Below are 22,944 nucleotides of genomic sequence, written 5' to 3'. Positions count from 1 at the left end.
ACCTGCCTGGCGAGCAACTACATGCTGATGCGCAAGATGGCCGAGGCGAGCTTCTCGAAGCACGGTTTGAGCTCGGTGGCATTGGCCGCGTGGCAATAGATGCCCACCGGCTGCGTCGGCGTGGCGCAACGCGATGGCGCATCGGTCGTGTTGGCCATGCACTTGAGGATACTCTCGCCCGTGTCGCCAGCGACGGGGCCATTGACGGTGGTCAACTGCGTTCCCAGGCCCAGCGTAAATACATACATGCCTTCCGAGCGTGCCTTGGCGGCCATCGCTTCGAGCAGGTTGCGCGAAGCATTATTGACATTGACCCAGGTCTTGGCATTGGTACTGGTATCGTTGCTTACGGGCCGCAGCGTGGTGCCAGGATAAATGGCGAACTCCTGGTCGGCCAGATTGTGCGCGTTGTACCATTTTGGCAAAGCGGCAGCATCGAGGTTTTTGACGATATCGGTTCCCTGGTAGCACTTCCCCGCAGCCGTCGAACTCTGCATGTTGATCTGCCACAAGCCAGCCGGCGTGCCGGTCGGAGCATCGTTCGTGATCAGCGAGCCGGGCGTGGTGCAATCAGCAGGTTTTTTGAAGGTAAAAACGGAAGAAAAGGTATTCGGCGTGCCGTCGGAAAAAAACACGATGACGCGCAGGCTGGAACGCTGGGCCAGGGGAATGCTGTTGAGCTGGTTGCGCCCATTCCACATGCCTTCGGCGGAATTGGTCAAGCCGTCAAAAACGTATTTGCCGATGTGGGTATTCATGCCCTTGCCGTCCGCCGAGCCGGTCGGCGCATCCGTATCGTTCAGGGCGAAGCCGCGTGAGCTGGTACGTATTGTATTGTCGAGTACCGCGCCATACGAAAAATGAATCAGGGCCATTCGATCGAGGTCCTTGTTAAACTTGGTCAGGAACAATTTCGCACTGCTGATCACGGTCGGCCCCACGGACGCCATCGACCCCGAGGTATCCATCACAAACGCCAGGTCCAGGTCCTTGCGGATGGTTTGCGCCGCTGCGCTGACATTGAGAAAATTGAAGCCCAACACCCGCATCAGGGTCACCGGCACCGATGCCGTGGCCGACGCGTCGACTGTGACCTTGCCCGCGTCAAACGTGACGGTCGGATCGGGAAAGCTGGGCGTGGCACCCAGATAGCCGGAGGGGAAATTTGCGGCAAAGAATTTCCGTGCGGCAGCCTGCGCGCTGGCCCGTTGCGCGGCCTCGCCCACGCCCTGTGTGACGGAACGGGCAGCGGCGATGCTGGCCGCATCGACGGCAGAATTGAGCTTGGAGCGGACAATGAAACCCAGGCCCGAATCGATGGCCAGGCCCACCGTGCCTATCAGCACGACAAGCGACAATGCCACGACAATGAGAACCTGTCCCTTGGCCTGTTTTCCAGGCGTGTTACGTTTTTTCATGATGCCCTCCAGGTACCGGATGATGGCGTCCGGATGTCAGAAGATGGTTTTGGCGTACAGGTTGCCGCTCAGCTGCGGCGTTTTGGCGCCGAAGCCCAGGTTCATGCCGGCAAACAGAATGCTCGAGCGGTAAAGCCCTTCCACGACATAAATCACTTCGCCATCAGCGAGCTGGTTGCTCATGGCGTCATTGATGGCCGAGCCGGCGCTGGGGATGTTGCTGCACTTGCCGCTGCCATCGGTGGCCCAGCTGTTGCAAGTCCATACCCGGCTCGGCTGCTGCGCCCCCTTCGTCCAGCGGTAGTGTTCCAGTATGACGTTCGACTTGCCAGGGCCATTGCCCATGATCTTGCTGATGTACATGCTGCCATTGGTGGCCATGTCCAGCGGCGGCGTCGTCATGGCCAGCGCCGTCATGATGGTCTGGGGGTCTTGCGAGGAGCGCGACGCCAGGTTGGCGCCTTCGCGGCTCAGATTGGTCAGGATCATGTCGCCTTGCACGATGCGCGCCAGGTCGAACACGGGGACGGCCAGCATCAGCAAGAGTGGCAGTACGAGAGCGAATTCCACGGCCGCCACACCCTTCTGGCGCCGGATTGGCAGTTTGCGCGCGTTCATCAGAAAGCCTCGTTACGCATGGTGGCAGCCACGCTGAATGTGTATTGGCTGCGCGAGCCGGCACTGGTCTGGTGGCTGGGGTTGAGCAGCGCCATCAAGCGCCAGGCGGGCGTGACGACAGGCCAGGTGCAGTTCACCTGCAAGACGACGATGTCGCCGGCGGCGCCAAACATATTGTTGTTGTACGCCGATGGCGTTTGCGACACGCCATTGACGACGATGACGGGACTGAGCATGCCATACAGCCCCAGCGAACTATCCTTGATTCTTTGCAATACCGCTTCGTAACGCTGCTTGTTCGCCGTGGCGGGGTCGAGGTTGTTTTGTCCCGTGATGGAATAGCGCGCCCCTTCGCGCACCGCGTATTGCATTGTCAGGTTGACCCAGAACATGACCCCCAGTTCCATGATCATGGCGAGGAGAAAAAAGAGGACAGGGGCGATCATGGCAAACTCCACCAAGGCCGCGCCGCGCGGCATTTTTTTCAGGCACAACTTTCCCTTACAGATGTTTCTAGTCTGCATGATTTACTCGCTTGGACAGGTTGCTCTCGGTCTCGCGCCGAAGTTGCAATAAAGTCAAATAAATTGCTCTTTGTATAATTTAATTTAGGTAATGCTGAGACGAAAGTCAAGGTCTGAATGCGGGTAAATCAGGGGCGCTCGAAATGAGCGGGGGAAATAAAATTAGCGCGGCAGCAGGCTGCGGTCGGCAGGGTTGAGCAGGAAGCCTTGCAGGATGTCCTGCAGTTGCGGCAGTTGCGCCACGTAGGCGGGAATGCCCAGCTGGCGCGCGCCGAAGTAGTGGGCGATGAGGTCGCCCTGCTGCTCCATGTTGAAGTCGGACAGGACGCCGCCGGCCTGCGCGTCGTAGCGGTAGGCGCGCTGCCCGATGTAGCCGCCGCGCAGCGCCAGCAGCGCGCCATGCAGCAGCACGCTGTAGCCGAGCTGGTACTGCCACACGTGCACCATTTCATGGATGAAGAACAGCTTGCCGCCGTGGCCTTCGCGGGAAAAATCGTCGCGGTACTGGGCCGGCATGAAATGCAGGCTGCCGCGCGGCGTCATCGCCGTGTTCTGGTCCTGCAAGCCGAAGGGTAGAAAGGAGCCGCGCACGACGCGCACGCGCGCGTAGTCGATGGCGCCCTGGAAGACGCTGCGGGCCATGGCGGTTTCGCCAATGGTGAGGGGGCGGCGCAAGACTCGCATAGGAAGAAGAGAAGAAAGCGCGGCAGGCAGGCAAGCCTGCCGCGCCGGTACCGCTTACGCCAGGCGAAGACCGCTGGCTGCTTTCGCGATTTCCGTGATGCGGTCCCAGTTGCCGGCCGCGATCGCGTCTTTCGGCGTCAGCCACGAACCGCCCACGCAGGCGACGTTCTTGCATGCCAAAAATTGCGACGCCGTCTCTTGCGAGATGCCGCCCGTCGGGCAGAAGGTGATGTCCGGCAGCGGGCCGTAGATGGCGTTGAGCATGCCGATGCCGCCGGCCGGCACGGCCGGGAACAGTTTCAGCTGCTGGAAGCCGTTTTCACGCGCCGCCATCACTTCGCCGGGCGTCATCACGCCTGGCAGCAGCGGCAGGCCGCTGCTTTTCGCCGCCGCCACCAGGGCCGAGGTCAAGCCTGGCGAGACGCCAAACACGGCGCCCGCATCGCGCGCCTGGACGAATTCCTCGGGGCGGGTGAGCGTACCGACGCCGACGATGGCGCCCGGCACGGCCGACATGGCGCGGATCGCTTCCAGGCCGTGCTTGGTGCGCAGGGTCACTTCCAGCACGCGGATACCGCCCGCCACCAGCGCGCGCGCCAGCGGTACGGCGTGTTCAGGATCGTCGATCGCAATCACGGGGATCACGCTCGACGTGCGCATAATTTCCAGTAGTGTCATGGTCATCTCTTATTTCCTAGCCAAAAAGTCTTCATCGGAACCCGGTACGGTATCACCGACATTGTCGGCGTCGTGCAAGGCGACGGTGGTGGGAATCGGCGACGGCAGACCGAAGGTGGTAGCACCCTCTTCCGCCGCGCTGACGGTGGAACGGAACATGGAAAACAGCTCGCGGCCCATGCCGACGTGGTTCGGCGACAAATCGGCCGTGACCAGCGCACGCGCATGCCAGACATCGGCCGGCACCAGCGCCTCGAGCACGCCGGTAAACGCGTCGAGGCGGATGATGTCGCCGTCGCGCACCAGGCCCAGCGGGCCGCCGGCGAGGATTTCAGGCGAGACGTGGATGGCGGCCGGCACCTTGCCCGACGCGCCCGACATGCGGCCATCGGTGACCAGCGCCACGCGGCGGCCCGCATCCTGCAGGTTGGCCAGCGCGGGCGTGAGCGCATGCAATTCCGGCATGCCGTTGGCGCGCGGGCCCTGGAAACGCAGCACGGCGACGAAGTCGCGGTCCAGGGTGCCAGCCTTGTAGGCATTCATGAACTCTTCCTGCGAATTGAACACCAGGGCTGGCGCTTCGACCGTGCGGTGCTGCGGCTTGACGGCCGAGACCTTCATCACGGCGCGGCCCAGGTTGCCTGCGACGAGGACCATGCCGCCGTCCGGCGCGAACGGGTTTGACGCCGGGCGCAGCACGTTTTCGTCGGCGCTGGCGGCCGGCGCGTCTTTCCAGAAGACCTTGCCGTCTTCGCCGAGGAAGGGCTCCATGCAGTGCGCGCGCAAGCCGTGGCCCAGGATGGTGTTGACGTCTTCGTGCAGCAGGCCCGCATCGAGCAGTTCGCGAATCAAATAGCCCGTGCCGCCGGCCGCGTGGAAATGGTTCACGTCGGCGTCGCCGTTCGGGTAGATGCGCGTGAGCATCGGCACGATGGCCGACAGTTCATTGAAATCATTCCAGTCGATGACGATGCCGGCCGCCTTGGCGATGGCCACCAGGTGCAGGGTATGGTTGGTCGAACCGCCCGTGGCCAGCAAGCCCACGACGGCGTTGACGATACATTTCTCGTCGACGATATGGCCGACTGGCAAGTAATTGGCGCTTTGCGCCGTGATGCCGGCGGCGCGCTGGGCGGCAGCCTTGGTCAGCGCATCGCGCAGCGGCGTGTTCGGCGTGATGAAGGCGGCGCCCGGCAAGTGCAGGCCCATCACTTCCATCAGCATCTGGTTGCTGTTCGCGGTACCGTAGAAGGTACAGGTGCCGGCGCCATGGTAGGCTTTCGATTCGCCTTCGAGCAAGTCTTCGCGCGTGGCCTTGCCTTGCGCATACAGCTGGCGCACCTTGGCTTTTTCCTGGTTCGACAAACCGGAGGTCATCGGACCGGCCGGCACGAAAACGGCCGGCAAGTGGCCGAAGTGCAGCGCGCCAATCAACAGGCCCGGCACGATCTTGTCGCACACGCCCAGGTACAGGGCCGCATCGAACATATTGTGCGACAGCGCCACGGCCGTCGACATGGCGATGGTGTCGCGCGAGAACAGCGACAGTTCCATGCCCGGCTGGCCTTGCGTCACGCCATCACACATGGCGGGCACGCCGCCGGCGAACTGGGCCACGGCGCCCACTTCGCGCACGGCTTGCTTGATGATCTGCGGGAAGCCGTCGAACGGCTGATGCGCCGACAGCATGTCGTTGTACGAGGAAACGATGGCCACGGACGGCTTCTTGTATTCTTTCAGCGACAGCTTGTCGTTGGCGGGAAAGGCGGCAAAGCCGTGCGCCAGGTTGGTGCACGACAGGGCGCCGCGCTGCACGCCCTGGATGCGGGCCGCATCCAGATGCGCCAGATAGGCGCCGCGCGATGGCCGGCTGCGCGCGATGATGCGCGCTGTTACGGATTCGACTACTGGATGCAGCGCCATATGGATTTCCTTAAAAATGAGTATTTCGTGAAATTTTACTACAAAATGCTGAAGAAGAAGCACTCTTGCATGGGTCAACAACAGAAATAAGCCACAAATTGCCGCGTATCAAAGCCAACCCAGGCAATATCGCGTATCCGCAGCCGCCAACATATCTCTTATAGGTGGCTGCCGCAATCGCGAAAAAAAACACGACAAAATCGGCTTCGCGTCACAAACTGTAGTGAAATTACGTTTTTGTGATGTATTATTCTCCTACCAACGCCGGATCCGCTGTTCGCCACGCCGAACGCGCCGCGCTCCTTTCAACCGAGACAAGCACCCAAGCCGACCGCCATGCGCCAGCCAGAACCTACTCCTGCCATCACCGCCACCGCCAGTTTCCAGTCCCTGCAAGCGCACAGCGCCAGCCTGCGCGAAGTGCATCTGCGCCAGCTGTTCGCTCTTGACCCCGCACGCTTCTCGACGATGACGGTCGATGCGGCAGGACTGCTGCTCGATTACTCGAAGAACCGCGTCGACGCCACCGCCATGCGCCTGCTGATGGATCTGGCGCGCGAACGCGGCGTGGAAGCGCAGCGCGAAGCCATGTTCACTGGCGAGAAAATCAATCTTACCGAACATCGGGCCGTTCTGCATACCGCCTTGCGCGCGCCACGCGGCACGAAGCTGGTGGTCGATGGCCAGGATATCGATGCCGACGTGCAAGATGTGCTGCAACGCGTCAAGGCGTTTACGGACAAGGTACGCAACGGCAGCTGGCTCGGCCACACGGGCAAGCCGATTTGCGACATCGTCAACATCGGCATCGGCGGCTCGGACCTTGGCCCGAAGATGGCGTGCCTGGCGCTGCGCTCGTATGCCAACCCGGGCCTGGAAATGCACTTCGTGTCCAACGTCGACGGGCACGACATGGAAGCGACCCTGTCGAAGGTCGATCCGGAAACAACCTTGTTCATCGTGGCCTCGAAAACCTTTGTGACCGCTGAAACCATGCTCAACGCCAATACGGCGCGCGCCTGGTTCCTGCTCGAAGGCGAAGAAAAGGATCTGGCGCAGCACTTCGTGGCCGTCTCGACCAACACGCAAGCCATCGTCGAGTTCGGCATTTCGCCGGACAACATGTTCCCGTTCTGGGACTGGGTCGGTGGCCGCTATTCCGTCTGGTCGTCGATCGGCCTGGCCGTGGCGCTGTCCGTGGGCTTTGAATACTTCAGCGATTTCCTCGCCGGCGCGCATGCGATGGACCAGCACTTCCGCCAGGCCCCGCTGGAACAGAACATGCCCGTGGTGCTGGCCATGGTCGGCTTCTGGAACCGCCAGTTCCTCGATTGCGGCTCCGTCTCCATCGCGCCGTATCACCAGGACTTGAGCCGCTTTGCCGCTTATCTGCAACAGCTGGACATGGAAAGCAACGGCAAGCGCGTCACCAAGGATGGCGTGCCCGTCGACGTGCCGACCGGCCCCGTCATCTGGGGCGATTGCGGCACGAATGCGCAGCACGCGTATTTCCAGCTGCTGCACCAGGGAACCGATATTACCCCCATCGACTTCATCGCCGCCCTGCGCGCCACGCACGACTTGCCGGGCCACCACGACGCCCTGCTGGCCAACTGCTTCGCCCAGTCGGAAGCCTTCATGACGGGCAAGACGGGCGAGGAAGTGCGCATGGACCTGCAGGCGCAAGGCTTGCCGGACAGCGAGATCGAAGCGCTGGTGCCGCACAAGACCTTCCCCGGCAACCGCCCCAGCAACACCATTTTGATGGACCAGCTGACCCCGACCACCCTGGGCGCCCTGATCGCGCTGTACGAACACAAGACCTTCGTGCAGGGCGTCTTGTGGAACGTCAACAGTTTTGATCAGTGGGGCGTGGAACTGGGCAAGGTGCTGGCCAAGAAAATCCAGGCCGAACTGACGGGCGAAGCCCGTCCCGACCACCACGACAGCTCGACCAATGGCTTGATTGCCTTGGCGAAAGCCGCCAAGGCGGCGTATTAACTTAATTGAGGTTTATGAATATTTACGAAATCAAAGTAGTCAGCGACAAGCCCATGCAAGTGGGCGAATGCCCGCTATGGCATGGCAAGGAAGCGGCCCTGTACTGGGTCGACATCGATGGCCGCGCCGTGCACCGGCTGCACCCGGCCAGCGGCAAGCATGAGCAGTGGAGCATGCCGACGGAACCGTCGGCACTGGCCATCAATGCGGGCGGCGGCCTGATCGTGGCCTTGCGCAGCGGCTTTGCCCATCTCGACACGAAGACGGGCAGCCTGGCGCAAATCGCCGCGGCGCCATTCGACATGGCCACCACGCGCTTCAACGATGGCAAGGTCGATCCGGCAGGCCGCTTCTGGGTCGGCACGATTTTCGAGCCGCGCAGCGCCGATGCGGCGGAAATGTTCGTGCTGGAAAAGGGTCAAGTCCGCAAGGTCTGGTCGGGCGGCATGACCGTGTCGAACGGCCTGGGTTTTTCCCCCGACAAGCGCACCATGTACCACGCAGATACCACCACGCACCGCATCGACCGCTTCGACTTCGACGCGGTCACGGGCGCCATTTCCGCGCCGCAACCGTTCCAGCGTTTTTCCACGGACAAGAAAGCGCTTGATTACGGCGGACGCCCCGATGGCGCAGCCGTCGACAGCGAAGGCAATTACTGGTCGGCCATGTTTGAAGGCGGCAAGATCTTGCGCTTCGCCCCCGATGGCCATCTGCTCGGTGAAATTACCGTGCCCGTGCGCTGCCCCACCATGCTGACGTTCGGCGGCCCCGACCTGCGCACCTTGTACATCACCAGCGCCAGCCACAACCGTTCCGCCGCCGAACTCGCCGACCACCCGTTGAGCGGCCACGTGCTGTCCGTGCGCGTGGACGTGGCGGGCCAGCCGGAAACGCCGTACCAGGCTTGAGTATTTACAATCTAAAGGCCAGCACCAGCGCGGCAAGCTGCTGCGCCTGACGCTGCATGGCCGCCGACGCGGCCGCGTTTTCCTGCACCAACTGGGCATTTTCCTGCGTGCTGGCATCAAACGCGGCCACCACTTCATTGATGGCGTGAATGTCGCGCGCCTGTTCGTCCGATGCCGTGCGCAGCTGGCCCATGATGGCCGTCACATGTTGTACGCTGTCGACCACTTGCAAAATGGTGGCGCCAGCACGCTCCACCAGGCCGCTGCCCAGCGCCACCGTCTCCACCGTATTGCCGATCAATGCCTTGATTTCACGCGCGGCGCCGGCCGAGCGCTGCGCCAGCCCGCGTACCTCGGCGGCGACGACGGCGAAGCCTCGCCCCTGTTCGCCTGCACGCGCAGCTTCCACTGCCGCGTTCAAGGCCAGGATATTCGTCTGGAAGGCAATCGCATCGATCACGCCGATGATGTCGACTATTTTCTTCGACGACGCCTCGATACGGCCCATGCTGGCCTGCACCTCGCGCATGGCGCCACCGCCCTGCCCCGCCTCGGCCGACATCCGTGACGCCAGCGCATCGGCCTGTCCCACATGGCCGGCACCGCGCCGCACCGCGTCCGTCAGCGCCTGCATCGCGCGCACCGTCCGCTCGACATCGCTAGCCTGGCGTTCCGTACGGCGCGCCAGCGCAGCGTTATGCATGGCGATCCCGGCGCTCGCTGCAGCGATGCTATCGGTGCCATCGCGCACGCCGGCAAGCGTGCCGCGCATGGTCGCCAGCATGGCCGCCAGCGATTGGCCCAGCGCATTACGGGGTGCCCGCTGCGGCGGCCGCAAATCCATCTGCCCCACATGCGCGCCCAGGGCCAACACCATTTGTTCCAGTTCCTGCCCCTGGCGCGTGCTGGCGCGCAAGGTCACGGCCACATAACACAGCGCCGCCGACTCGACCACGACGAACATGGCGTGCAGGAAAACGATGCCCAGGCCAGGCGTACTAAAACACATCACGCCATAACTTGCTTGTTGCAAATAAAAAAACAGCAAGTGGTGCGCGGCGATCGTCGCCGCGGCCACGATCACGGGGCGCCAGTCGCGGTACAGCACCAGCAGCGCCAGATAGACGAAAATGCCGAAATGCAACTCTGTCAAGCCTGCACCTTGTTCGATATGCAAGGCGGCCATCAGCATGATGGCGACGGCATTGACGCAGCGCGTGGCCAGGCTGCCGGGCCGGGCGAGAAAAAGCAGGGTCGGCAGCAAGGCGACCGGCAAAGCCACCTTGGCAACGAGATGCCAGGTGCCGTACCAGTTCGCAATGCCAGCCGACACCAGGGCCAGCAGCCATAGGACGACCAGCATGGCGCGGTCCGCGCGCACGGCGACCGCCCGCAAGGGAGATAGATACATAATTCACTCTTCATTAATATCTGTCCACGCGTAAAAAGCGCCAGGCAGGCGCCATTCCGGTACGAACAGGATTGATCAGGACAAGCGGCAGGTGCTGGGCCGCAACGACAGGGGCGGCCCGCAAGCCAGTGGTGCGCCAGGCGGCGTGAAAGACGGCCTGCGCAGGAGGACGAAGGGTGGCACAGCAAAGTACGAGCGTGCGGCCCCACGGATCCAGGGAACGCATTATACGTGAATTGTGGCAATACATTGCCACGAGGGAATACTTAAAATGCACCAGGAGCCGCACGCCAGGCGGCGTGCGGCGGTGTCAGCGCACTTTAACGGGCCAGCACTTTGCGGATGGTGTCAGCCAGTTCCGCTGCCACGAATTTCGCCACATACCCATCGGCGCCCACGCCCTTGACGTGGTCTTCGTTGGTCGAACCCGTCAGCGACGAGTGGATCACCACGGGGATGTTGGCGAAGCGGCCATCGTTCTTGATGTTACGCGTCAGGGTAAAACCATCCATTTCCGGCATTTCCAGGTCGGTCAGCACCAGCGCGACCTTGTCTTTCGCCGTCTTGCCTTCGGTCGCCGCCTGGGCCGAGATCGCCTGCAGGCGTTCCCACGCCTCCTTGCCCGTCTTGGTCATGATGAAGGACACGCCCATCGCTTCGAGGCCCTTCTCGATCAGCGAACGCGCCAGCGAGGAATCGTCGGCCGCGAGGATCACGGCGCCGGCAGGCAAGCGCACTTGCGGGCCGATGCTGTTCTTGTCGACGTCAGGGTCGCCCGACGGCAACACGTCGCGCAGGATTTGCTCCACGTCGAGCACTTGCGCCAGGCGCGTCTTGTCCGTGTCGCCATCGAGGCGGGCGATGCTGGTGACGAGGCCGCCACCGACGCTCGATTCGGCCGACAGCACCTGATTCCATTCCAGGCGCACGATTTCATCGACCTCTTCCACGGCAAACGCCTGTGTCGAGCGGGCAAATTCGGTCACCATCAGGATCTTCAAGCCGCTGCTCTTGCAACCGACCGCCATCGGCAAGTCGATCACGGGCACGATCTGGCCACGGATATTGACCACACCCAGCATGTGCGGGTGCGACCCGGCCACCGCCGTAATGGCCGGCATCTCCATGATTTCACGTACCTTGAACACATTGATGCCGAACAGTTCGCGGCTGGTCGAGTGATCGCTGGTGCCCAGCTTGAACAGGAACAGTTCGAATTTGTTATTGCCTGTCAGGCTGGTGCGTTCATCGACATCTTGCTGCATTGAATTCATTGTGTCCCCTTAAGCCGTCTTGTAAAGTTAAGTCTGCCTGCCCGTGATGCTGCGAACAGTGCGGACTGCACGTCGCACGGACGTCGGATGGCGGGTTCGGGGCATGGCCGGCGCTAACGGTGCAGTGTAGTACAACCAATAGTTGCTATCGATTTCAGCTTGAATTATACGTTTTTTTACTTTCCTTAAAGCTACTTTACGCTGCTATCGGCGATCCTGACAGCATTTCTTGATTTGCTTGTTGCTACAGCGCAAATGATGATGGAGAGAACCGAAAATTTCCCTGGCAACCATGGTTGCTTTGAAAAGCCAGGCGCCAGGCGTGACGGCGCACCTGCGCCAGCGAACGGCATATAATGGTCGTGCCAGCGCCGCCTGCCAGCATACCGGGCAAAACTGCGACGCCAATGAATGGAATGTAGTAAAATTTCTTGCAATTGCCTGTTCTACGTAGTAAATTTACACCACGAATATAGTAACGACAGACTGGCACTTCCGGTCGGCCTCCTCCCCGCTCCGGCTCTTTTACTTTTGCGACGACACTCACTTATGGCACTTACCGATTTTGACCTGGTCCTGTTTGGCGGCAGCGGCGATTTAGCAATGCGCAAGTTGCTGCCTGCAATGTATGCGCGCGACGTCGCGAACGATTTGCCGCCGACGGCGCGCATCATCTGTGTGGGCCGCCAGGACAGCGGCCAGGATGCCTTCCTGAAGATGGTAGAGACCAACTCGCGTCCCCACATCAAGGCCAGCACCCTGAATGCCGCCACCTGGAGCAAATTTTGCGCGCGCATCGTGTATGTGTCGCTCAACGCCAGCGATGCGGCCACGTACGCGCCGCTGGTCGAAGCGCTGCGCGGCGATGCCGAGCTGACGCGTGTGTACTACCTGGCCACGCCGCCGCACTTGTTCGCCTTGATCTGCGACAACCTGGAAGACAACGGCCTGGTCACGCCGAATTCGCGCGTGGTGCTGGAAAAGCCGCTGGGCCGCGACCTGGCCAGCGCCAAGCAGATCAATGCCGAAGTGGGCAAGGTCTTCCAGGAATCACAGATCTACCGTATCGACCATTACCTGGGCAAGGAAACCGTGCAGAACTTGCTGGCCCTGCGCTTCGGCAATATCCTGTTCGAACCGCTGTGGCGCCGCGAATGGATTTCCGACGTGCAGATCACCATCGCCGAGAAACTGGGCGTGGGCAACCGCATGGGTTACTACGACACCTCCGGCGCGCTGCGCGACATGCTGCAGAACCACTTGCTGCAACTGCTGTGCATCGTCGCCATGGAACCGCCGACCTCGATCGCGCCGGACGCCGTGCGCGATGAAAAACTGCAAGTGTTGCGCTCGCTGAAAAAATTCACGCCCACCACCCTGGCGCAAAACATCGTGCGCGGCCAGTATCGCGCCGGCCACGTCGATGGCGCCACCGTGCCGAGCTACCGCGACGAGCCGGACGCCCCGGAACATTCGCGCACCGAAACCTTCGTTGCGCTGAAGGCGGAAATCGACACCTGGCGCTGGGCCGGCGTGCCGTTCTACCTGCGCACGGGCAAGCGCATGGCCGACAGCCTGGCTGAAATCGTCGTGCGCTTCAAGCAGATTCCGCACTCGATCTTCAACCAGCCCACGTCGAGCTTCCAGCCGAATTGCCTGGTGATCCGTTTGCAGCCGGACGAAGGCTTGCGCATGAACCTGATGGCGAAAACCCCGGGCGACGGCATGCGTTTGAAACCGGCGGAACTGGAACTCGATTTCCGCGAATCGTTCAAGACGCCGCGCATGGACGCCTACGAGCGATTGCTGCTTGACGTCTTGCGCGGCCAGCTGACCCTGTTCATGCGCGGCGACGAACTGGAAGCGGCCTGGGAATGGGTCGAGCCGATTCTCGACAACTGGGAACAGAACGACAGCGCGCCGATTCCGTACACGGCCGGCACCTGGGGCCCTGCGGCCGCCAGTGCCCTGATCGGCCGCGATGGCTTGCAGTGGCGTGAAGAAGCCTTGCCAGAGGACTAAGCTAGCAAGGCAAGGAGCCTGCCCATGCATGGGCAGGCCGTTACGCAGGCGCAGAGCTTTGCTCCGCGAATTCCCTGCTTCACCGCTTCCCGAAAACAAAAGACTAATTTAATGCTGCTTGACTCCATCCGCACCCAGCTCGATTCGCTCTCCAAGTCGGAGAAGAAGGTCGCGCTGGCCGTGCTTGACCAGCCGAACCAGACGGTCAGCCAGAACATCACGGCGCTGGCGAAAAGCGCGCAGGTGTCGGAACCGACCGTGGTGCGCTTTTGCCGCACGCTGGGCTATGACGGCTGGCATGAATTCAAGCTGAAACTGGCGCAGGGCCTGGCCCTGGCCATGCCGGGTGCGAACGAGCAGCCGGCGCAGGACGACCTGGCGGCCGACCTGGTCAATAAAATCTGCAGCCGCTCGATCAACACCCTGCTCGACCTGCGCAACAACCTGAACCCGGAAGCGATCCAGCGCGCGCTCGACATCCTGTCGCGCGCCAGCAAGATCGAATTCTATGGCCAGGGCACCTCCGGTATCGTGGCGGCCGACGCGCAGCACAAGTTCTTCCGCTCGGGCGTGCCGACGGTGGCCTACAGCGATCCGAACATCCACAGCATCGCAGCAGCCCTGCTGCGCGGCGGCGACTGCCTGGTGGCCATCTCGCAGCGCGGCAACAGCCCCGCCCTGGTGCGCTCCGTGAAACTGGCGCGCCGCGGCGGCGCCGACGTCGTCGTGCTGGCCCCATCGGGCACGCCGCTGGCCGACCTGGCGACGGTGCTGATCCCGATCGACCTGGTCTTCAACACCGACCCCTACACCCCGATTTCAGCGCGCCTGGCCTACCTGGTGGTGATCGACGTGCTGGCCGTGGGCCTGGCCCTGCAGCGCGGGCCTGAATTCCGCAAGAAGATGCAGAATGCACAGAAGGCCTTGCAGGAATTCGACATGCAGTTCGATTCGTTTATTGGCTAAAAAGCGGCAATCCGGGGTCAGTCACTGCGTGATCGGAATGCGCCTCACTGGGGCGCATTCCCCCGCCGGGTCTGACCCCGGCACTCAGTTTTGGGGTGCAAGACAAGCATTCCCTCCCGCCACGGATACCGCCTGCTTTACCCCAAAAGCCACAACTGGGGTCGGACCCTGAGGGTCCGACCCCGGCACTTTAGCCCTTGGGTTAAAAGCGCCGCCGCCGTCCCGCATTCGGTACAATACCCCGGCAAGCCCATTCACTCTTTCCCGTGCAGCCATGAACCAACTCGAACAACTGAAGCAATTTACTACCGTGGTGGCCGACACCGGCGACTTCCAATCGATTCAGGCCTACACGCCGCGCGACGCGACGACGAACCCGTCGCTGATCCTCAAGGCCGTGCAGAAGGATGAATACAAGCCGCTGCTGGAAAAGGCCGTGCGCGACCATCCGCACGCCTCCAACGCCGAAATCATCGACCGCCTGCTGATCGCGTTTGGCGAGGAAATCCTGCAAATCATCCCCGGCCGCGTCTCGACCGAAGTCGATGCGCGCCTGTCGTTCGACACGGAAGGTACAGTCGCCAAGGGCCGCGACCTGATCGCCCTGTATTCGAACGCCGGCATTGCCCGCGAGCGCGTGCTGATCAAAATCGCCTCCACCTGGGAAGGCATCCGCGCCGCCGCCATCCTGGAAAAGGAAGGCATCCGCTGCAACATGACCCTGCTGTTCTCGCTGGCGCAGGCCATCGCCTGCGCCGAAGCGGGCGCGCAACTGATTTCGCCCTTCGTCGGCCGCATCTACGACTGGTACAAGAAATCGACGGGCATCGATTACATGGGCGCGGAAGACCCGGGCGTGCAGTCGGTCCGGCGCATCTACAACTACTACCGCAAGTTCGGCTACAAGACCGAGGTGATGGGCGCGAGCTTCCGCAACACCTCGCAAATCCTCGAACTGGCCGGCTGCGACCTGCTCACCATCAGCCCCGACCTGCTGCAAAAGCTGGCCGACAGCGATGCCCCCGTGGAGCGCAAGCTGAGCGCCGAAGCGGCGCCATCGACCAACATCGTGCACATGTCACTCAACGAAGAAGCCTTCCGTTTCATGATGAATGAAGACGCGATGGCGACGGAGAAGCTGGCCGAAGGCATCCGCGCCTTCTGCGTCGATTCCGGCAAGCTGAAACAGATGATCGCGGCGCTGCGTTAATCGCCTATGCCCCCGCAAGAAGCGGCGTACGTGCATTGCACGGCGCCGCTTTTTTTCGTTTCGCCCTCGCCCGCCCGCGTGGAAGCGAGCGCCAGGCGGGCGATCTGTTGCACGTGCGTGGCTGCAACAGTGAGCAAAAACAGGCCATTTTTTCGTTTACCTCTTGGTCACTTATCAGTGCATACTATGTCGCACAGGCAACCTTAATCCCTCTGCGACAGGAGTTATGACCATGCATGCCCTCTCCCACCTTCGTATCGGCACCCGCCTGGCGGCAGGCTTCGCGCTGGTACTGCTGCTGTCCGTGATTTCCACTTCCTACGCGCTGTACAGTGCCCATGTGAATGCCGAAGCGACGCGGGAAATGATGGAAAAACCGCTGGCCAAGGAACGTCTGGTATCGGACTGGTATGTACTGATTTACTCGGCCATCGCGCGCACCTCGATGATCGCCCGGAGCACGGATGAAACCCTGTCGGGCGTGTTTGCCGAGACCATCGCCGACAGCACCAAACAAGGCGGCGAGCTGCTGAAGAAAATCGAAACGTTGCTCGTCAGCGAGGAAGAAAAGGCCATCTTCAAGGCCTCCATCGCGGAACGCGTCAAGTACCAGGATGCCAAGACCCTGGTGATGGACGCGCGCAAGGGCGGCAATGCGGCCCTGGCGGAAAGTGCTTACCGCGACAGCTTTGCGCCCGCCGCCACCAGGTACCAGAACAACGTCAAGGCCCTGCTGGCGCAGCAGCGCCAGGCCATCGACGCCACGGCGCACGCGATCGAGGCGGCCAACGGACGCAGCTTCACCCTGTTGTTGCTGCTGTGCGCGCTGGTGGTGATCCTGGGCAGCGTGTGTGCCTGGCTCATCACGCGCTCGATCACCGCGCCCCTGCAGGCGGCCGTGAAGGTAGCCGAGACGGTCGCCGCGGGCGACTTGCGCACGCATTTCGGCACGGCGGCCAGCGATGAAATCGGCGACCTGATGCGCGCGCTGCACGGCATGAACGAGGCGCTGCGCAAGGTGGTGTCGGAAGTGCAGACGGGTACCAATGCGATTGCCACGGCATCGGGCGAGATCGCCGCCGGCAACCAGGATCTGTCGGCGCGCACGGAGCAGCAGGCCAGTTCGCTGGAAGAGACGGCGTCGTCGATGGAAGAATTGACCAGCACCGTGAAGCAGAATGCGGACAATGCGCGCCAGGCCAACCAGATGGCGGTCGCCGCGTCCAGCGTGGCCGAACGGGGCGGCGACATCGTCAGCCAGGTGGTCGACACCATGGGCGCCATCGACACGGCGTCGACGAAAATCGTCGACATCATCGGCGTCATCGACGGCATCGCCTTCCAGACGAATATCCTGGCCTTGAACGCGGCCGTCGAGGCGGCGCGCGCCGGCGAGCAGGGGCGCGGCTTTGCCGTCGTGGCCACGGAAGTGCGCAGCCTGGCGCAGCGTTCGGCGGCAGCGGCGCGCGAAATCAAGACCCTGATCGGCGACTCGGTGGAACAGGTCAACAACGGCACGCGGCTGGTACAGCAGGCTGGCAGCACCATGAGCGAAGTGGTCGACAGCGTGCGCCACGTCACCGACATCATGGCCGAGATCACGGCCGCCAGCGCCGAGCAAAGCATGGGCATCGACCAGGTCAACCAGGCCATCGCGCAGATGGACCAGGTAACGCAGCAAAATGCGGCCCTGGTGGAGGAAGCGGCGGCGGCGGCCGAAAGCATGCAGGACCAGGCGGCGCGCCTGGCGCAGGTGGCGGCCGGCTTCCAGCTCGAACACGTGACGCCGGCAGCGGCGCCGGTACGCGCCGCGCGGCCGGCCAGGACCGCCAGCGCCGCCCCGCCGCGGCTGGCAACGCGGCGCCCGCCCCAGGCGCCGGCCAGCAAGCCGGCCGCACCCAAGGCTGCCGGTGCTGCGGCGCGAAAAACCCCATCGCCCGTCGCCGGCGAGCAGGACTGGGAAGAGTTTTAAGCCCGCGGTGTTAAACCCTGCTTCAAGCGCCATGCAGGCGGCAAGGCGCTTGAAACTATTTGACAGCGGCGCCAGGCGCGCCGATACTGGTTTCAGGTGGGACTGGCGCGCCACCGCGACATGAGACAGCCGGCGCCTTCAGGGAGAGACCATGCGTCCCTATCTTGTTTGCGCCGCTTGCGTCATGCGCCTGCTTGCCGCCCTCCTCTGCGCCGCGCTGGCCGGCTGCGCCGCCACACCGCCCGTCAGCTTGCATCCCATCTTCAACGATAGCGATTTTGCGCCGGCCAGCGCCATCGATGCCGGCCAGGTCTTCGCCCTCAGCGACGCCATGCGCCAGTATGTGCAGACGCAAGTGCGGCACACGGCGCGCAACGGCAATCCCCGCGTGGCGCTGTACCAGGCGCTGTACGACAAATCCAGGCTGAAACTCGAATACGATGCGGCCAAGACCCGCAATGCGCGCGAAACGTTTGAGGCGCGCAGCGGCAACTGCCTGTCGCTGGTGATCATGACGGCGGCGCTGGCGCATGAATTGGGCTTGCAGGTGCGCTACCAGGAGGTACTGGGCGAAGAAAGCTGGAGCCGCAGCGGCGACATGTATTTTGTCGCCGGCCACGTCAACCTGGTACTGGGCCAGCGCCTGGGCGAAAACGGGAATAACTACGACGCCAAGGGCTTGATGGTGATCGACTTCCTGCCGTCCGGCGACGTGGCGGGCTACCGCACGCGCGAAATCAGCGAAGCGACCGTGCTGGCCATGTACATGAACAACCGCGCCGCCGAAACCATGAGCGAGGGCCAGCTGAACCAGGCGTATTGGTGGGCCAGGGCGGCGCTGCTGCAGGATCCCTCGTTCAACGGCGCCTACAACACCCTGGGCGTGATCCAGTTCCGCCATGGCGACCTGGCGCAAGCGCGGCGCACGCTGGCCCATGCGCTGCTGCGCGCGCCGGACAACACGCTGCTGCTGTCGAACCTGGCGCAAGTCCTGGAAGCGTCCGGCCTGCCCGATGAAGCGCTGCCGCTGCGCCGGCGCCTGCTGGCGCTGCAGCCGCAGCCGCCGTTCCACTACTTCAACCTGGGCAAGGCGGCCATGCAGCAAAACGATTACGTACAGGCGATCCGCCTGTTTTCACGCGAAATCGCGCGCGACCCGTACTACCATGAATTCCACTTCTGGCTGGCGCAGGCGTATGCGCGCCTGGGCCAGCTCGCGCAGGCGGACCGGCAACTGGAACTGGCGATGGACAACAGCACCACGCGCAGCGAGCACGGGATGTATGCGGCCAAGCTGCAGCGCCTGCGCGCCACCACCGCGCATTAATCTTCCAGGAACATCTGCTGCAGGTCATTCAGGAAGCACAATCCCCGTTCCGTCGGGCGGATGAGCTGGTGGTCGCGGAACAGCAAGCCTTTGGCTTCGGCCGCATTGAGCGGCTGCTCGATGGCGTTGATGGCCAGGCCCGTGCGCTCGGCGAACAGGTTCGGCGAGAAACCCTGCGTCAGGCGCAGGGTATTGAGCATGAATTCAAACCCCATCTCCTCGCGCGCCAGTTCGCGCTCTTCCTGCACGGGATTGCCGGCCAGTACCGCGTCCATGTAGGCGCGCGGCTGCTTGTAGCGGGCCTGGCGCAAGACGCGGTGCGGGAACGAGATTTTACTGTGCGCGCCCGCGCCGATGCCCAGGTAGTCGCCAAATTCCCAGTAATTGCGGTTGTGCCTGGCCTGGCGGCCCGGCTGCGCATAGGCCGACACTTCGTAGCGGCCGTAACCGGCCTGCGCCGCGCGCTCAGCGACCATGTCGGCGATGTCGGCGCTTGCGTCGTCGTCCGGCAGCGCGGGCGGATACTTGGCGAACAGGGTGTTCGGTTCCAAGGTCAGGTGATACAGCGACAAATGCGGCGGCGCGAACGACAGCGCCGTTTCCAGGTCCTGCCGCGCCTCGGCCAGGGTTTGCGTGGGCAGGGCGTACATCAGGTCGAGATTGAAATTGTCGAAATTGGCGTGCGCGATGTCCACCGCGCGGCGCGCTTCGTTGTCGTCATGGATGCGCCCCAGCGCCTGCAAATGGCGCCCATTGAAGCTCTGGATGCCGATCGACAGGCGGTTGATGCCGCTGGCCCGGTAAGACTTGAATTTTTCCGCCTCGAAGGTGCCCGGATTGGCTTCCATGGTGATTTCGCAATCGGGCTCCAGAGGCAGCAGGGTGCGCACGTCCGACATCAGCCGGTCCAGCCCCGCCGCCGACATCAGGCTGGGCGTGCCGCCGCCGATGAAAATGGTGTGGATCTTGCGGCCCCAGATCAGCGGCAGCGCCATTTCCAGGTCCAGCCTCAGGGCCGCCAGGTACTCCGCTTCCGGCAAGTCACCGCGCACCTCGTGCGAATTGAAATCGCAATACGGGCATTTTTTCACGCACCACGGGAAATGGATGTACAGCGACAGCGGCGGCAGGGCCGTCAGGTTCAGCGCGCCCGGCTGCAGGTATTTCAGGGCCGCCCCGGCCGCGCCGGAAATGCCTTCCTGCGGCGCGGCAGCGGTATTCGGCCTGGCTGCCGACTTGGCAACGGCGCCCACCAGTTTGATCGGGATCATCGCAGCTTTTCCACCAGCGCGCGCAGGGCCTGGCCACGGTGCGACAGCGCGTTCTTTTCATCGGACGTCAGTTCGGCCGCGCACTTGCCCAGCGCGGGAAGGTAGAAATGCGGATCGTAGCCGAAGCCGCCGTTGCCGCGCGGAGTGGTGATCATCTCGCCATTCCAGCGGCCGTCGGCGATCACCGGCTGCGGGTCGTCCGCATGGCGCACGTACACCAGCACGCAGTAGTAATAGGCGGACTTGTCGGCATGCGCTTCCAGGTCGGCGATCAGTTTGGCGCTGTTGCCGGCATCCGATTTCGGCTCGCCCGCATAGCGGGCCGAATACACGCCGGGCGCGCCACCGAGCGCATTGACGCACACGCCCGAATCGTCGGCCAACGCCGGCAAGCCCGTCAGGCGCGACGCGTGGCGCGCCTTTTGCAGCGCGTTTTCAACGAAGGTGTGGAATGGTTCGTCGCTTTCCGGCACGGCGTACTCGCCCTGGGCATGGACGGAAAAACCGATGGTCGAGAGCAGCTCGTTGAATTCCTTGAGCTTGCCGGCGTTATTCGAGGCGAGGATGAGGCGTTGGGTCATGTCAGTAGTCCGGTTGAAGTGCCGACATTGTAAACCTTTTGCGCCCCCCTCACCGCGCCCCGCCGCTGCCGCCAGAAGCGGCAGGTGTGGGTTTTTTGCCCCGCGCGGCGGGCCAGCGGATGTAAATCTATGTAAAGATCAGATTCCCAATGCTTGCTTCTGCATGGCGATCAGGTCGGCGATGCCGCCCTGTGCCAGATCGAGCAAGCGGTTCATGCCGGCGCGGTCGAACGCGGCGCCTTCGGCCGTGCCCTGCACTTCGATGAAGTGGCCCGCTTCCGTCATCACGACGTTCATGTCCGTGTCGCAGCCCGAGTCTTCCACATAGTCCAGGTCCAGCACCGGCATGCCCTGGTAGACGCCCACCGAGATGGCGGCGACAAAGCTTTTCACGGGGATGGCGGCGATCGCGCCGCGCGCCTGCAGCTGGGAAAACGCGTCATACGCGGCCACCATGGCGCCCGTGATCGAGGCCGTGCGCGTGCCGCCGTCGGCCTGGATGACGTCGCAATCGAGATGCAGGGTGCGTTCGCCGAACGCCTGCAGATCGAAGGCGGCGCGCAGCGAGCGGCCGATCAGGCGCTGGATTTCCTGCGTGCGGCCGGACTGCTTGCCGCGCGCCGCTTCGCGGTCCATGCGCGTGTGCGTCGAGCGCGGCAGCATGCCGTACTCGGCCGTCAACCAGCCCTGGCCCTTGCCCTTCAGGAAACCCGGCACCTTGTCTTCGATGCTGGCGGTGCAGATGACCTTGGTGTCGCCGCACTCGATCAGCACCGAGCCTTCGGCATGCTTGGTGTACTGGCGGGTGATGCGGATGGCGCGCAGCGCGTCGACGGCGCGGCCGCTCGGGCGGGATTCAAATGTCATGGGGTGTCCTGTGTGATTGGGGTTGCGGCCGCGATTTTACCACCGCGGCGCCATGCCACGGCGCAGGGCGGCCCGCGCACAAGATCCCTACAATCCTGCCCCGCCAAACACAATTTTCTTTACAATGCCGTAAAACGCACACTATTCAGCAATTTTCAGGCCATCGCGCACGTCAGTCCTGTTTTGCGGCGCGGGCGGTATTGCCTGCGCTGGCTGATTAAGTGTATAAGTGACTGTATACAAGACCAAATCGGGGAATCCTTTGAGCATTTCAAGCATGACAGGCTACGCGGTTGCCACCAGCGAAGGTGCTGCAGGCACACTGACAATTGAAATCAAGAGCGTCAACTCGCGCTTTCTCGACCTGCAATTCCGTATCAACGACGATCTGCGGGCGCTGGAGCCTGACTTGCGCGCCGCCGTCATGTCCGCCATCACGCGCGGCAAAGTCGAGGTACGCCTGAGCTTTGGCCGCAAGGCCGCGACCGCCGGCACGCAGGCGCTGAACCTGCCCCTGCTGGCCGAACTGGCGCGCCTGCAAAACGAAGTGGGCCAGCATTTTGTCTCCGCCCCCGTCATGACGGTGGCCGAACTGCTGCGCTGGCCGGGCATCATCGAAGAAGCACAAGTGGGGCAAGAGTCCTTGCAGGCGGACGTGGGCGCGCTGACCAAACGCACCGTGGCGGCCTTCGTCGACAGCCGCAAGCGCGAAGGCGCGGCGCTCGAAGCGGTGCTGGTGTCGCGCATCGAAGCGATGGAAGCCATCGTCAAGCGCATCACGCCCTTGATTCCGCAGGTGGTGGCGGCGTTCCAGCAAAAAGCCATCGAGCGCATGCAGGATGCGCTGGGCCTGGCCAGCCAGGGCTCGAATTCGGCCCTGTCGCGCCAGGACGCCATGGAGCGCATCCGCCAGGAAGTCATTTTGTACGGCATCCGCATCGATGTGTCGGAAGAACTGGCGCGCCTGTCGGCCCACCTGGGCGAAACGCGCCACATCCTCACCAAGGGCGGGCAAGTGGGCAAGCGCCTCGACTTCATGATGCAGGAACTCAATCGCGAAGCCAACACGCTGGGCGCCAAGGCGTCCGTCAAAGAACTGGCCGACGCCTCGATGGACTTGAAGCTGCTGATCGAGCAGATGCGCGAACAGGTGCAGAACCTGGAGTAAGCCGCCAGCCACGCCAGGCGCCGGCCATGCCGGCCTGTTTGGGACTGGCTCACAGCCTTGCCTCTTGGTAAAATACCGGATTGGGCGCCGCCTGCGCGAGCATCGGCGCCAACAACAC

The 22,944-nt window shown here is 63.0% G+C and carries 19 protein-coding genes; 8 read left to right on the top strand and 11 right to left on the bottom strand.

Features of this window, described 5'->3' with window-relative positions; translation table 11 throughout:
• Nucleotides 1-17 precede the first annotated feature (17 nt).
• From ACP7DW_RS12795 to edd, 6 genes are all read right to left on the bottom strand, one after another.
• Complete coding sequence (locus tag ACP7DW_RS12795) at nucleotides 18-1,418, bottom strand: vWA domain-containing protein (RefSeq protein ID WP_426055632.1); 1,401 nt, start codon at nucleotides 1,416-1,418, stop codon at nucleotides 18-20.
• A 36-nt stretch (nucleotides 1,419-1,454) separates the two neighbouring features.
• On the bottom strand, nucleotides 1,455-2,036 hold the full coding sequence (locus ACP7DW_RS12790; RefSeq protein WP_426055633.1) for a TadE/TadG family type IV pilus assembly protein: 582 nt from the start codon (nucleotides 2,034-2,036) through the stop codon (nucleotides 1,455-1,457).
• Nucleotides 2,036-2,515 (bottom strand): TadE/TadG family type IV pilus assembly protein, encoded by a 480-nt coding sequence (locus ACP7DW_RS12785; RefSeq protein WP_426085155.1) that lies wholly within the window; start codon nucleotides 2,513-2,515, stop codon nucleotides 2,036-2,038. The genes ACP7DW_RS12790 and ACP7DW_RS12785 overlap by 1 nt, the downstream gene beginning before the upstream one ends.
• A 207-nt stretch (nucleotides 2,516-2,722) precedes the next feature.
• Nucleotides 2,723-3,202 (bottom strand): Rhs element Vgr protein, encoded by a 480-nt coding sequence (locus ACP7DW_RS12780; RefSeq protein ID WP_426055635.1) that lies wholly within the window; start codon nucleotides 3,200-3,202, stop codon nucleotides 2,723-2,725.
• Nucleotides 3,203-3,298: 96 nt separating this feature from the next.
• Nucleotides 3,299-3,928 (bottom strand): bifunctional 4-hydroxy-2-oxoglutarate aldolase/2-dehydro-3-deoxy-phosphogluconate aldolase, encoded by a 630-nt coding sequence (gene eda, locus ACP7DW_RS12775; protein ID WP_070222407.1) that lies wholly within the window; start codon nucleotides 3,926-3,928, stop codon nucleotides 3,299-3,301.
• Nucleotides 3,929-3,931: 3 nt separating this feature from the next.
• Nucleotides 3,932-5,845: a phosphogluconate dehydratase gene (edd, locus tag ACP7DW_RS12770; protein WP_426055636.1), complete on the bottom strand. Its 1,914-nt coding sequence runs from the start codon at nucleotides 5,843-5,845 to the stop codon at nucleotides 3,932-3,934.
• A 336-nt stretch (nucleotides 5,846-6,181) separates the two neighbouring features.
• Here edd and pgi point away from each other — a divergent pair, with 336 nt between their 5' ends.
• Both pgi and ACP7DW_RS12760 read left to right on the top strand, forming a co-directional pair.
• Nucleotides 6,182-7,846, top strand: a complete 1,665-nt coding sequence (gene pgi, locus ACP7DW_RS12765) for a glucose-6-phosphate isomerase (protein ID WP_426055637.1) — start codon at nucleotides 6,182-6,184, stop codon at nucleotides 7,844-7,846.
• A 14-nt stretch (nucleotides 7,847-7,860) separates the two neighbouring features.
• Complete coding sequence (locus ACP7DW_RS12760) at nucleotides 7,861-8,757, top strand: SMP-30/gluconolactonase/LRE family protein (RefSeq protein ID WP_426055638.1); 897 nt, start codon at nucleotides 7,861-7,863, stop codon at nucleotides 8,755-8,757.
• A gap of 4 nt (nucleotides 8,758-8,761) precedes the next feature.
• Here ACP7DW_RS12760 and ACP7DW_RS12755 read toward each other — a convergent pair whose 3' ends face one another.
• Both ACP7DW_RS12755 and ACP7DW_RS12750 read right to left on the bottom strand, forming a co-directional pair.
• Nucleotides 8,762-10,168, bottom strand: a complete 1,407-nt coding sequence (locus ACP7DW_RS12755; RefSeq protein ID WP_426055639.1) for a methyl-accepting chemotaxis protein — start codon at nucleotides 10,166-10,168, stop codon at nucleotides 8,762-8,764.
• Nucleotides 10,169-10,488: 320 nt separating this feature from the next.
• On the bottom strand, nucleotides 10,489-11,442 hold the full coding sequence (locus ACP7DW_RS12750; RefSeq protein WP_426055640.1) for a chemotaxis protein: 954 nt from the start codon (nucleotides 11,440-11,442) through the stop codon (nucleotides 10,489-10,491).
• Nucleotides 11,443-11,991: 549 nt separating this feature from the next.
• On the opposite strand from ACP7DW_RS12750, the gene zwf reads away from it, so the two are divergent.
• The 5 genes from zwf (at nucleotide 11,992) to ACP7DW_RS12725 (ending at nucleotide 18,939) form a co-directional block, all read left to right on the top strand.
• Nucleotides 11,992-13,464, top strand: a complete 1,473-nt coding sequence (zwf, locus tag ACP7DW_RS12745; protein WP_100874099.1) for a glucose-6-phosphate dehydrogenase — start codon at nucleotides 11,992-11,994, stop codon at nucleotides 13,462-13,464.
• 111 nt (nucleotides 13,465-13,575) lie between these two features.
• Nucleotides 13,576-14,430 carry an SIS domain-containing protein gene (locus ACP7DW_RS12740; protein ID WP_034750862.1) on the top strand — a complete coding sequence of 285 codons (855 nt, stop codon included), beginning with the start codon at nucleotides 13,576-13,578 and terminating at the stop codon, nucleotides 14,428-14,430.
• A 274-nt stretch (nucleotides 14,431-14,704) separates the two neighbouring features.
• Entirely contained in the window at nucleotides 14,705-15,640 is a 936-nt protein-coding gene (gene tal, locus ACP7DW_RS12735; RefSeq protein ID WP_426055641.1) for a transaldolase, read from the top strand.
• A gap of 232 nt (nucleotides 15,641-15,872) precedes the next feature.
• Complete coding sequence (locus tag ACP7DW_RS12730) at nucleotides 15,873-17,612, top strand: methyl-accepting chemotaxis protein (protein ID WP_426055642.1); 1,740 nt, start codon at nucleotides 15,873-15,875, stop codon at nucleotides 17,610-17,612.
• Nucleotides 17,613-17,763: 151 nt separating this feature from the next.
• Nucleotides 17,764-18,939 (top strand): tetratricopeptide repeat protein, encoded by a 1,176-nt coding sequence (locus ACP7DW_RS12725; protein WP_426055643.1) that lies wholly within the window; start codon nucleotides 17,764-17,766, stop codon nucleotides 18,937-18,939.
• Here the strand turns inward: ACP7DW_RS12725 and hemW are convergent.
• From hemW to rph, 3 genes are all read right to left on the bottom strand, one after another.
• Complete coding sequence (gene hemW, locus ACP7DW_RS12720) at nucleotides 18,936-20,210, bottom strand: radical SAM family heme chaperone HemW (RefSeq protein WP_426055644.1); 1,275 nt, start codon at nucleotides 20,208-20,210, stop codon at nucleotides 18,936-18,938. The genes ACP7DW_RS12725 and hemW overlap by 4 nt on opposite strands.
• Nucleotides 20,207-20,791 carry an RdgB/HAM1 family non-canonical purine NTP pyrophosphatase gene (gene rdgB, locus ACP7DW_RS12715; protein ID WP_426055645.1) on the bottom strand — a complete coding sequence of 195 codons (585 nt, stop codon included), beginning with the start codon at nucleotides 20,789-20,791 and terminating at the stop codon, nucleotides 20,207-20,209. Before rdgB ends, hemW begins: the two co-directional genes overlap by 4 nt.
• A 138-nt stretch (nucleotides 20,792-20,929) precedes the next feature.
• Nucleotides 20,930-21,658: a ribonuclease PH gene (gene rph, locus ACP7DW_RS12710; protein WP_070259333.1), complete on the bottom strand. Its 729-nt coding sequence runs from the start codon at nucleotides 21,656-21,658 to the stop codon at nucleotides 20,930-20,932.
• Between the two features lie 277 nt (nucleotides 21,659-21,935).
• On the opposite strand from rph, the gene ACP7DW_RS12705 reads away from it, so the two are divergent.
• A complete protein-coding gene (locus tag ACP7DW_RS12705) occupies nucleotides 21,936-22,826 on the top strand; it encodes a YicC/YloC family endoribonuclease (protein WP_034787070.1) in 891 nt (296 codons plus the stop codon).
• Nucleotides 22,827-22,944: the final 118 nt, after the last annotated feature.

Origin of the sequence: Janthinobacterium sp. PSRC1-1 (assembly GCF_049897525.1) — a bacterium.
Lineage (GTDB): Bacteria > Pseudomonadota > Gammaproteobacteria > Burkholderiales > Burkholderiaceae_D > Janthinobacterium > Janthinobacterium tructae.
The sequence above is the reverse complement of the archived record's forward strand: the minus strand, read 5'-3'. Positions and strand labels throughout refer to the sequence as shown.

Excerpts from the sequence above, each read along its gene's own strand:
- ACP7DW_RS12795 (WP_426055632.1), bottom strand. The coding sequence starts at position 1,418 with ATGAAAAAACGTAACACGCCTGGAAAACAGGCCAAGGGACAGGTTCTC.
- ACP7DW_RS12790 (WP_426055633.1), bottom strand. The coding sequence starts at position 2,036 with ATGAACGCGCGCAAACTGCCAATCCGGCGCCAGAAGGGTGTGGCGGCC.
- ACP7DW_RS12785 (WP_426085155.1), bottom strand. The coding sequence starts at position 2,515 with ATGCCGCGCGGCGCGGCCTTGGTGGAGTTTGCCATGATCGCCCCTGTC.
- ACP7DW_RS12780 (WP_426055635.1), bottom strand. The coding sequence starts at position 3,202 with ATGGCCCGCAGCGTCTTCCAGGGCGCCATCGACTACGCGCGCGTGCGC.
- eda (WP_070222407.1), bottom strand. The coding sequence starts at position 3,928 with ATGACCATGACACTACTGGAAATTATGCGCACGTCGAGCGTGATCCCC.
- edd (WP_426055636.1), bottom strand. The coding sequence starts at position 5,845 with ATGGCGCTGCATCCAGTAGTCGAATCCGTAACAGCGCGCATCATCGCG.
- pgi (WP_426055637.1), top strand. The coding sequence starts at position 6,182 with ATGCGCCAGCCAGAACCTACTCCTGCCATCACCGCCACCGCCAGTTTC.
- ACP7DW_RS12760 (WP_426055638.1), top strand. The coding sequence starts at position 7,861 with ATGAATATTTACGAAATCAAAGTAGTCAGCGACAAGCCCATGCAAGTG.
- ACP7DW_RS12755 (WP_426055639.1), bottom strand. The coding sequence starts at position 10,168 with ATGTATCTATCTCCCTTGCGGGCGGTCGCCGTGCGCGCGGACCGCGCC.
- ACP7DW_RS12750 (WP_426055640.1), bottom strand. The coding sequence starts at position 11,442 with ATGAATTCAATGCAGCAAGATGTCGATGAACGCACCAGCCTGACAGGC.
- zwf (WP_100874099.1), top strand. The coding sequence starts at position 11,992 with ATGGCACTTACCGATTTTGACCTGGTCCTGTTTGGCGGCAGCGGCGAT.
- ACP7DW_RS12740 (WP_034750862.1), top strand. The coding sequence starts at position 13,576 with ATGCTGCTTGACTCCATCCGCACCCAGCTCGATTCGCTCTCCAAGTCG.
- tal (WP_426055641.1), top strand. The coding sequence starts at position 14,705 with ATGAACCAACTCGAACAACTGAAGCAATTTACTACCGTGGTGGCCGAC.
- ACP7DW_RS12730 (WP_426055642.1), top strand. The coding sequence starts at position 15,873 with ATGCATGCCCTCTCCCACCTTCGTATCGGCACCCGCCTGGCGGCAGGC.
- ACP7DW_RS12725 (WP_426055643.1), top strand. The coding sequence starts at position 17,764 with ATGCGTCCCTATCTTGTTTGCGCCGCTTGCGTCATGCGCCTGCTTGCC.
- hemW (WP_426055644.1), bottom strand. The coding sequence starts at position 20,210 with ATGATCCCGATCAAACTGGTGGGCGCCGTTGCCAAGTCGGCAGCCAGG.
- rdgB (WP_426055645.1), bottom strand. The coding sequence starts at position 20,791 with ATGACCCAACGCCTCATCCTCGCCTCGAATAACGCCGGCAAGCTCAAG.
- rph (WP_070259333.1), bottom strand. The coding sequence starts at position 21,658 with ATGACATTTGAATCCCGCCCGAGCGGCCGCGCCGTCGACGCGCTGCGC.
- ACP7DW_RS12705 (WP_034787070.1), top strand. The coding sequence starts at position 21,936 with ATGACAGGCTACGCGGTTGCCACCAGCGAAGGTGCTGCAGGCACACTG.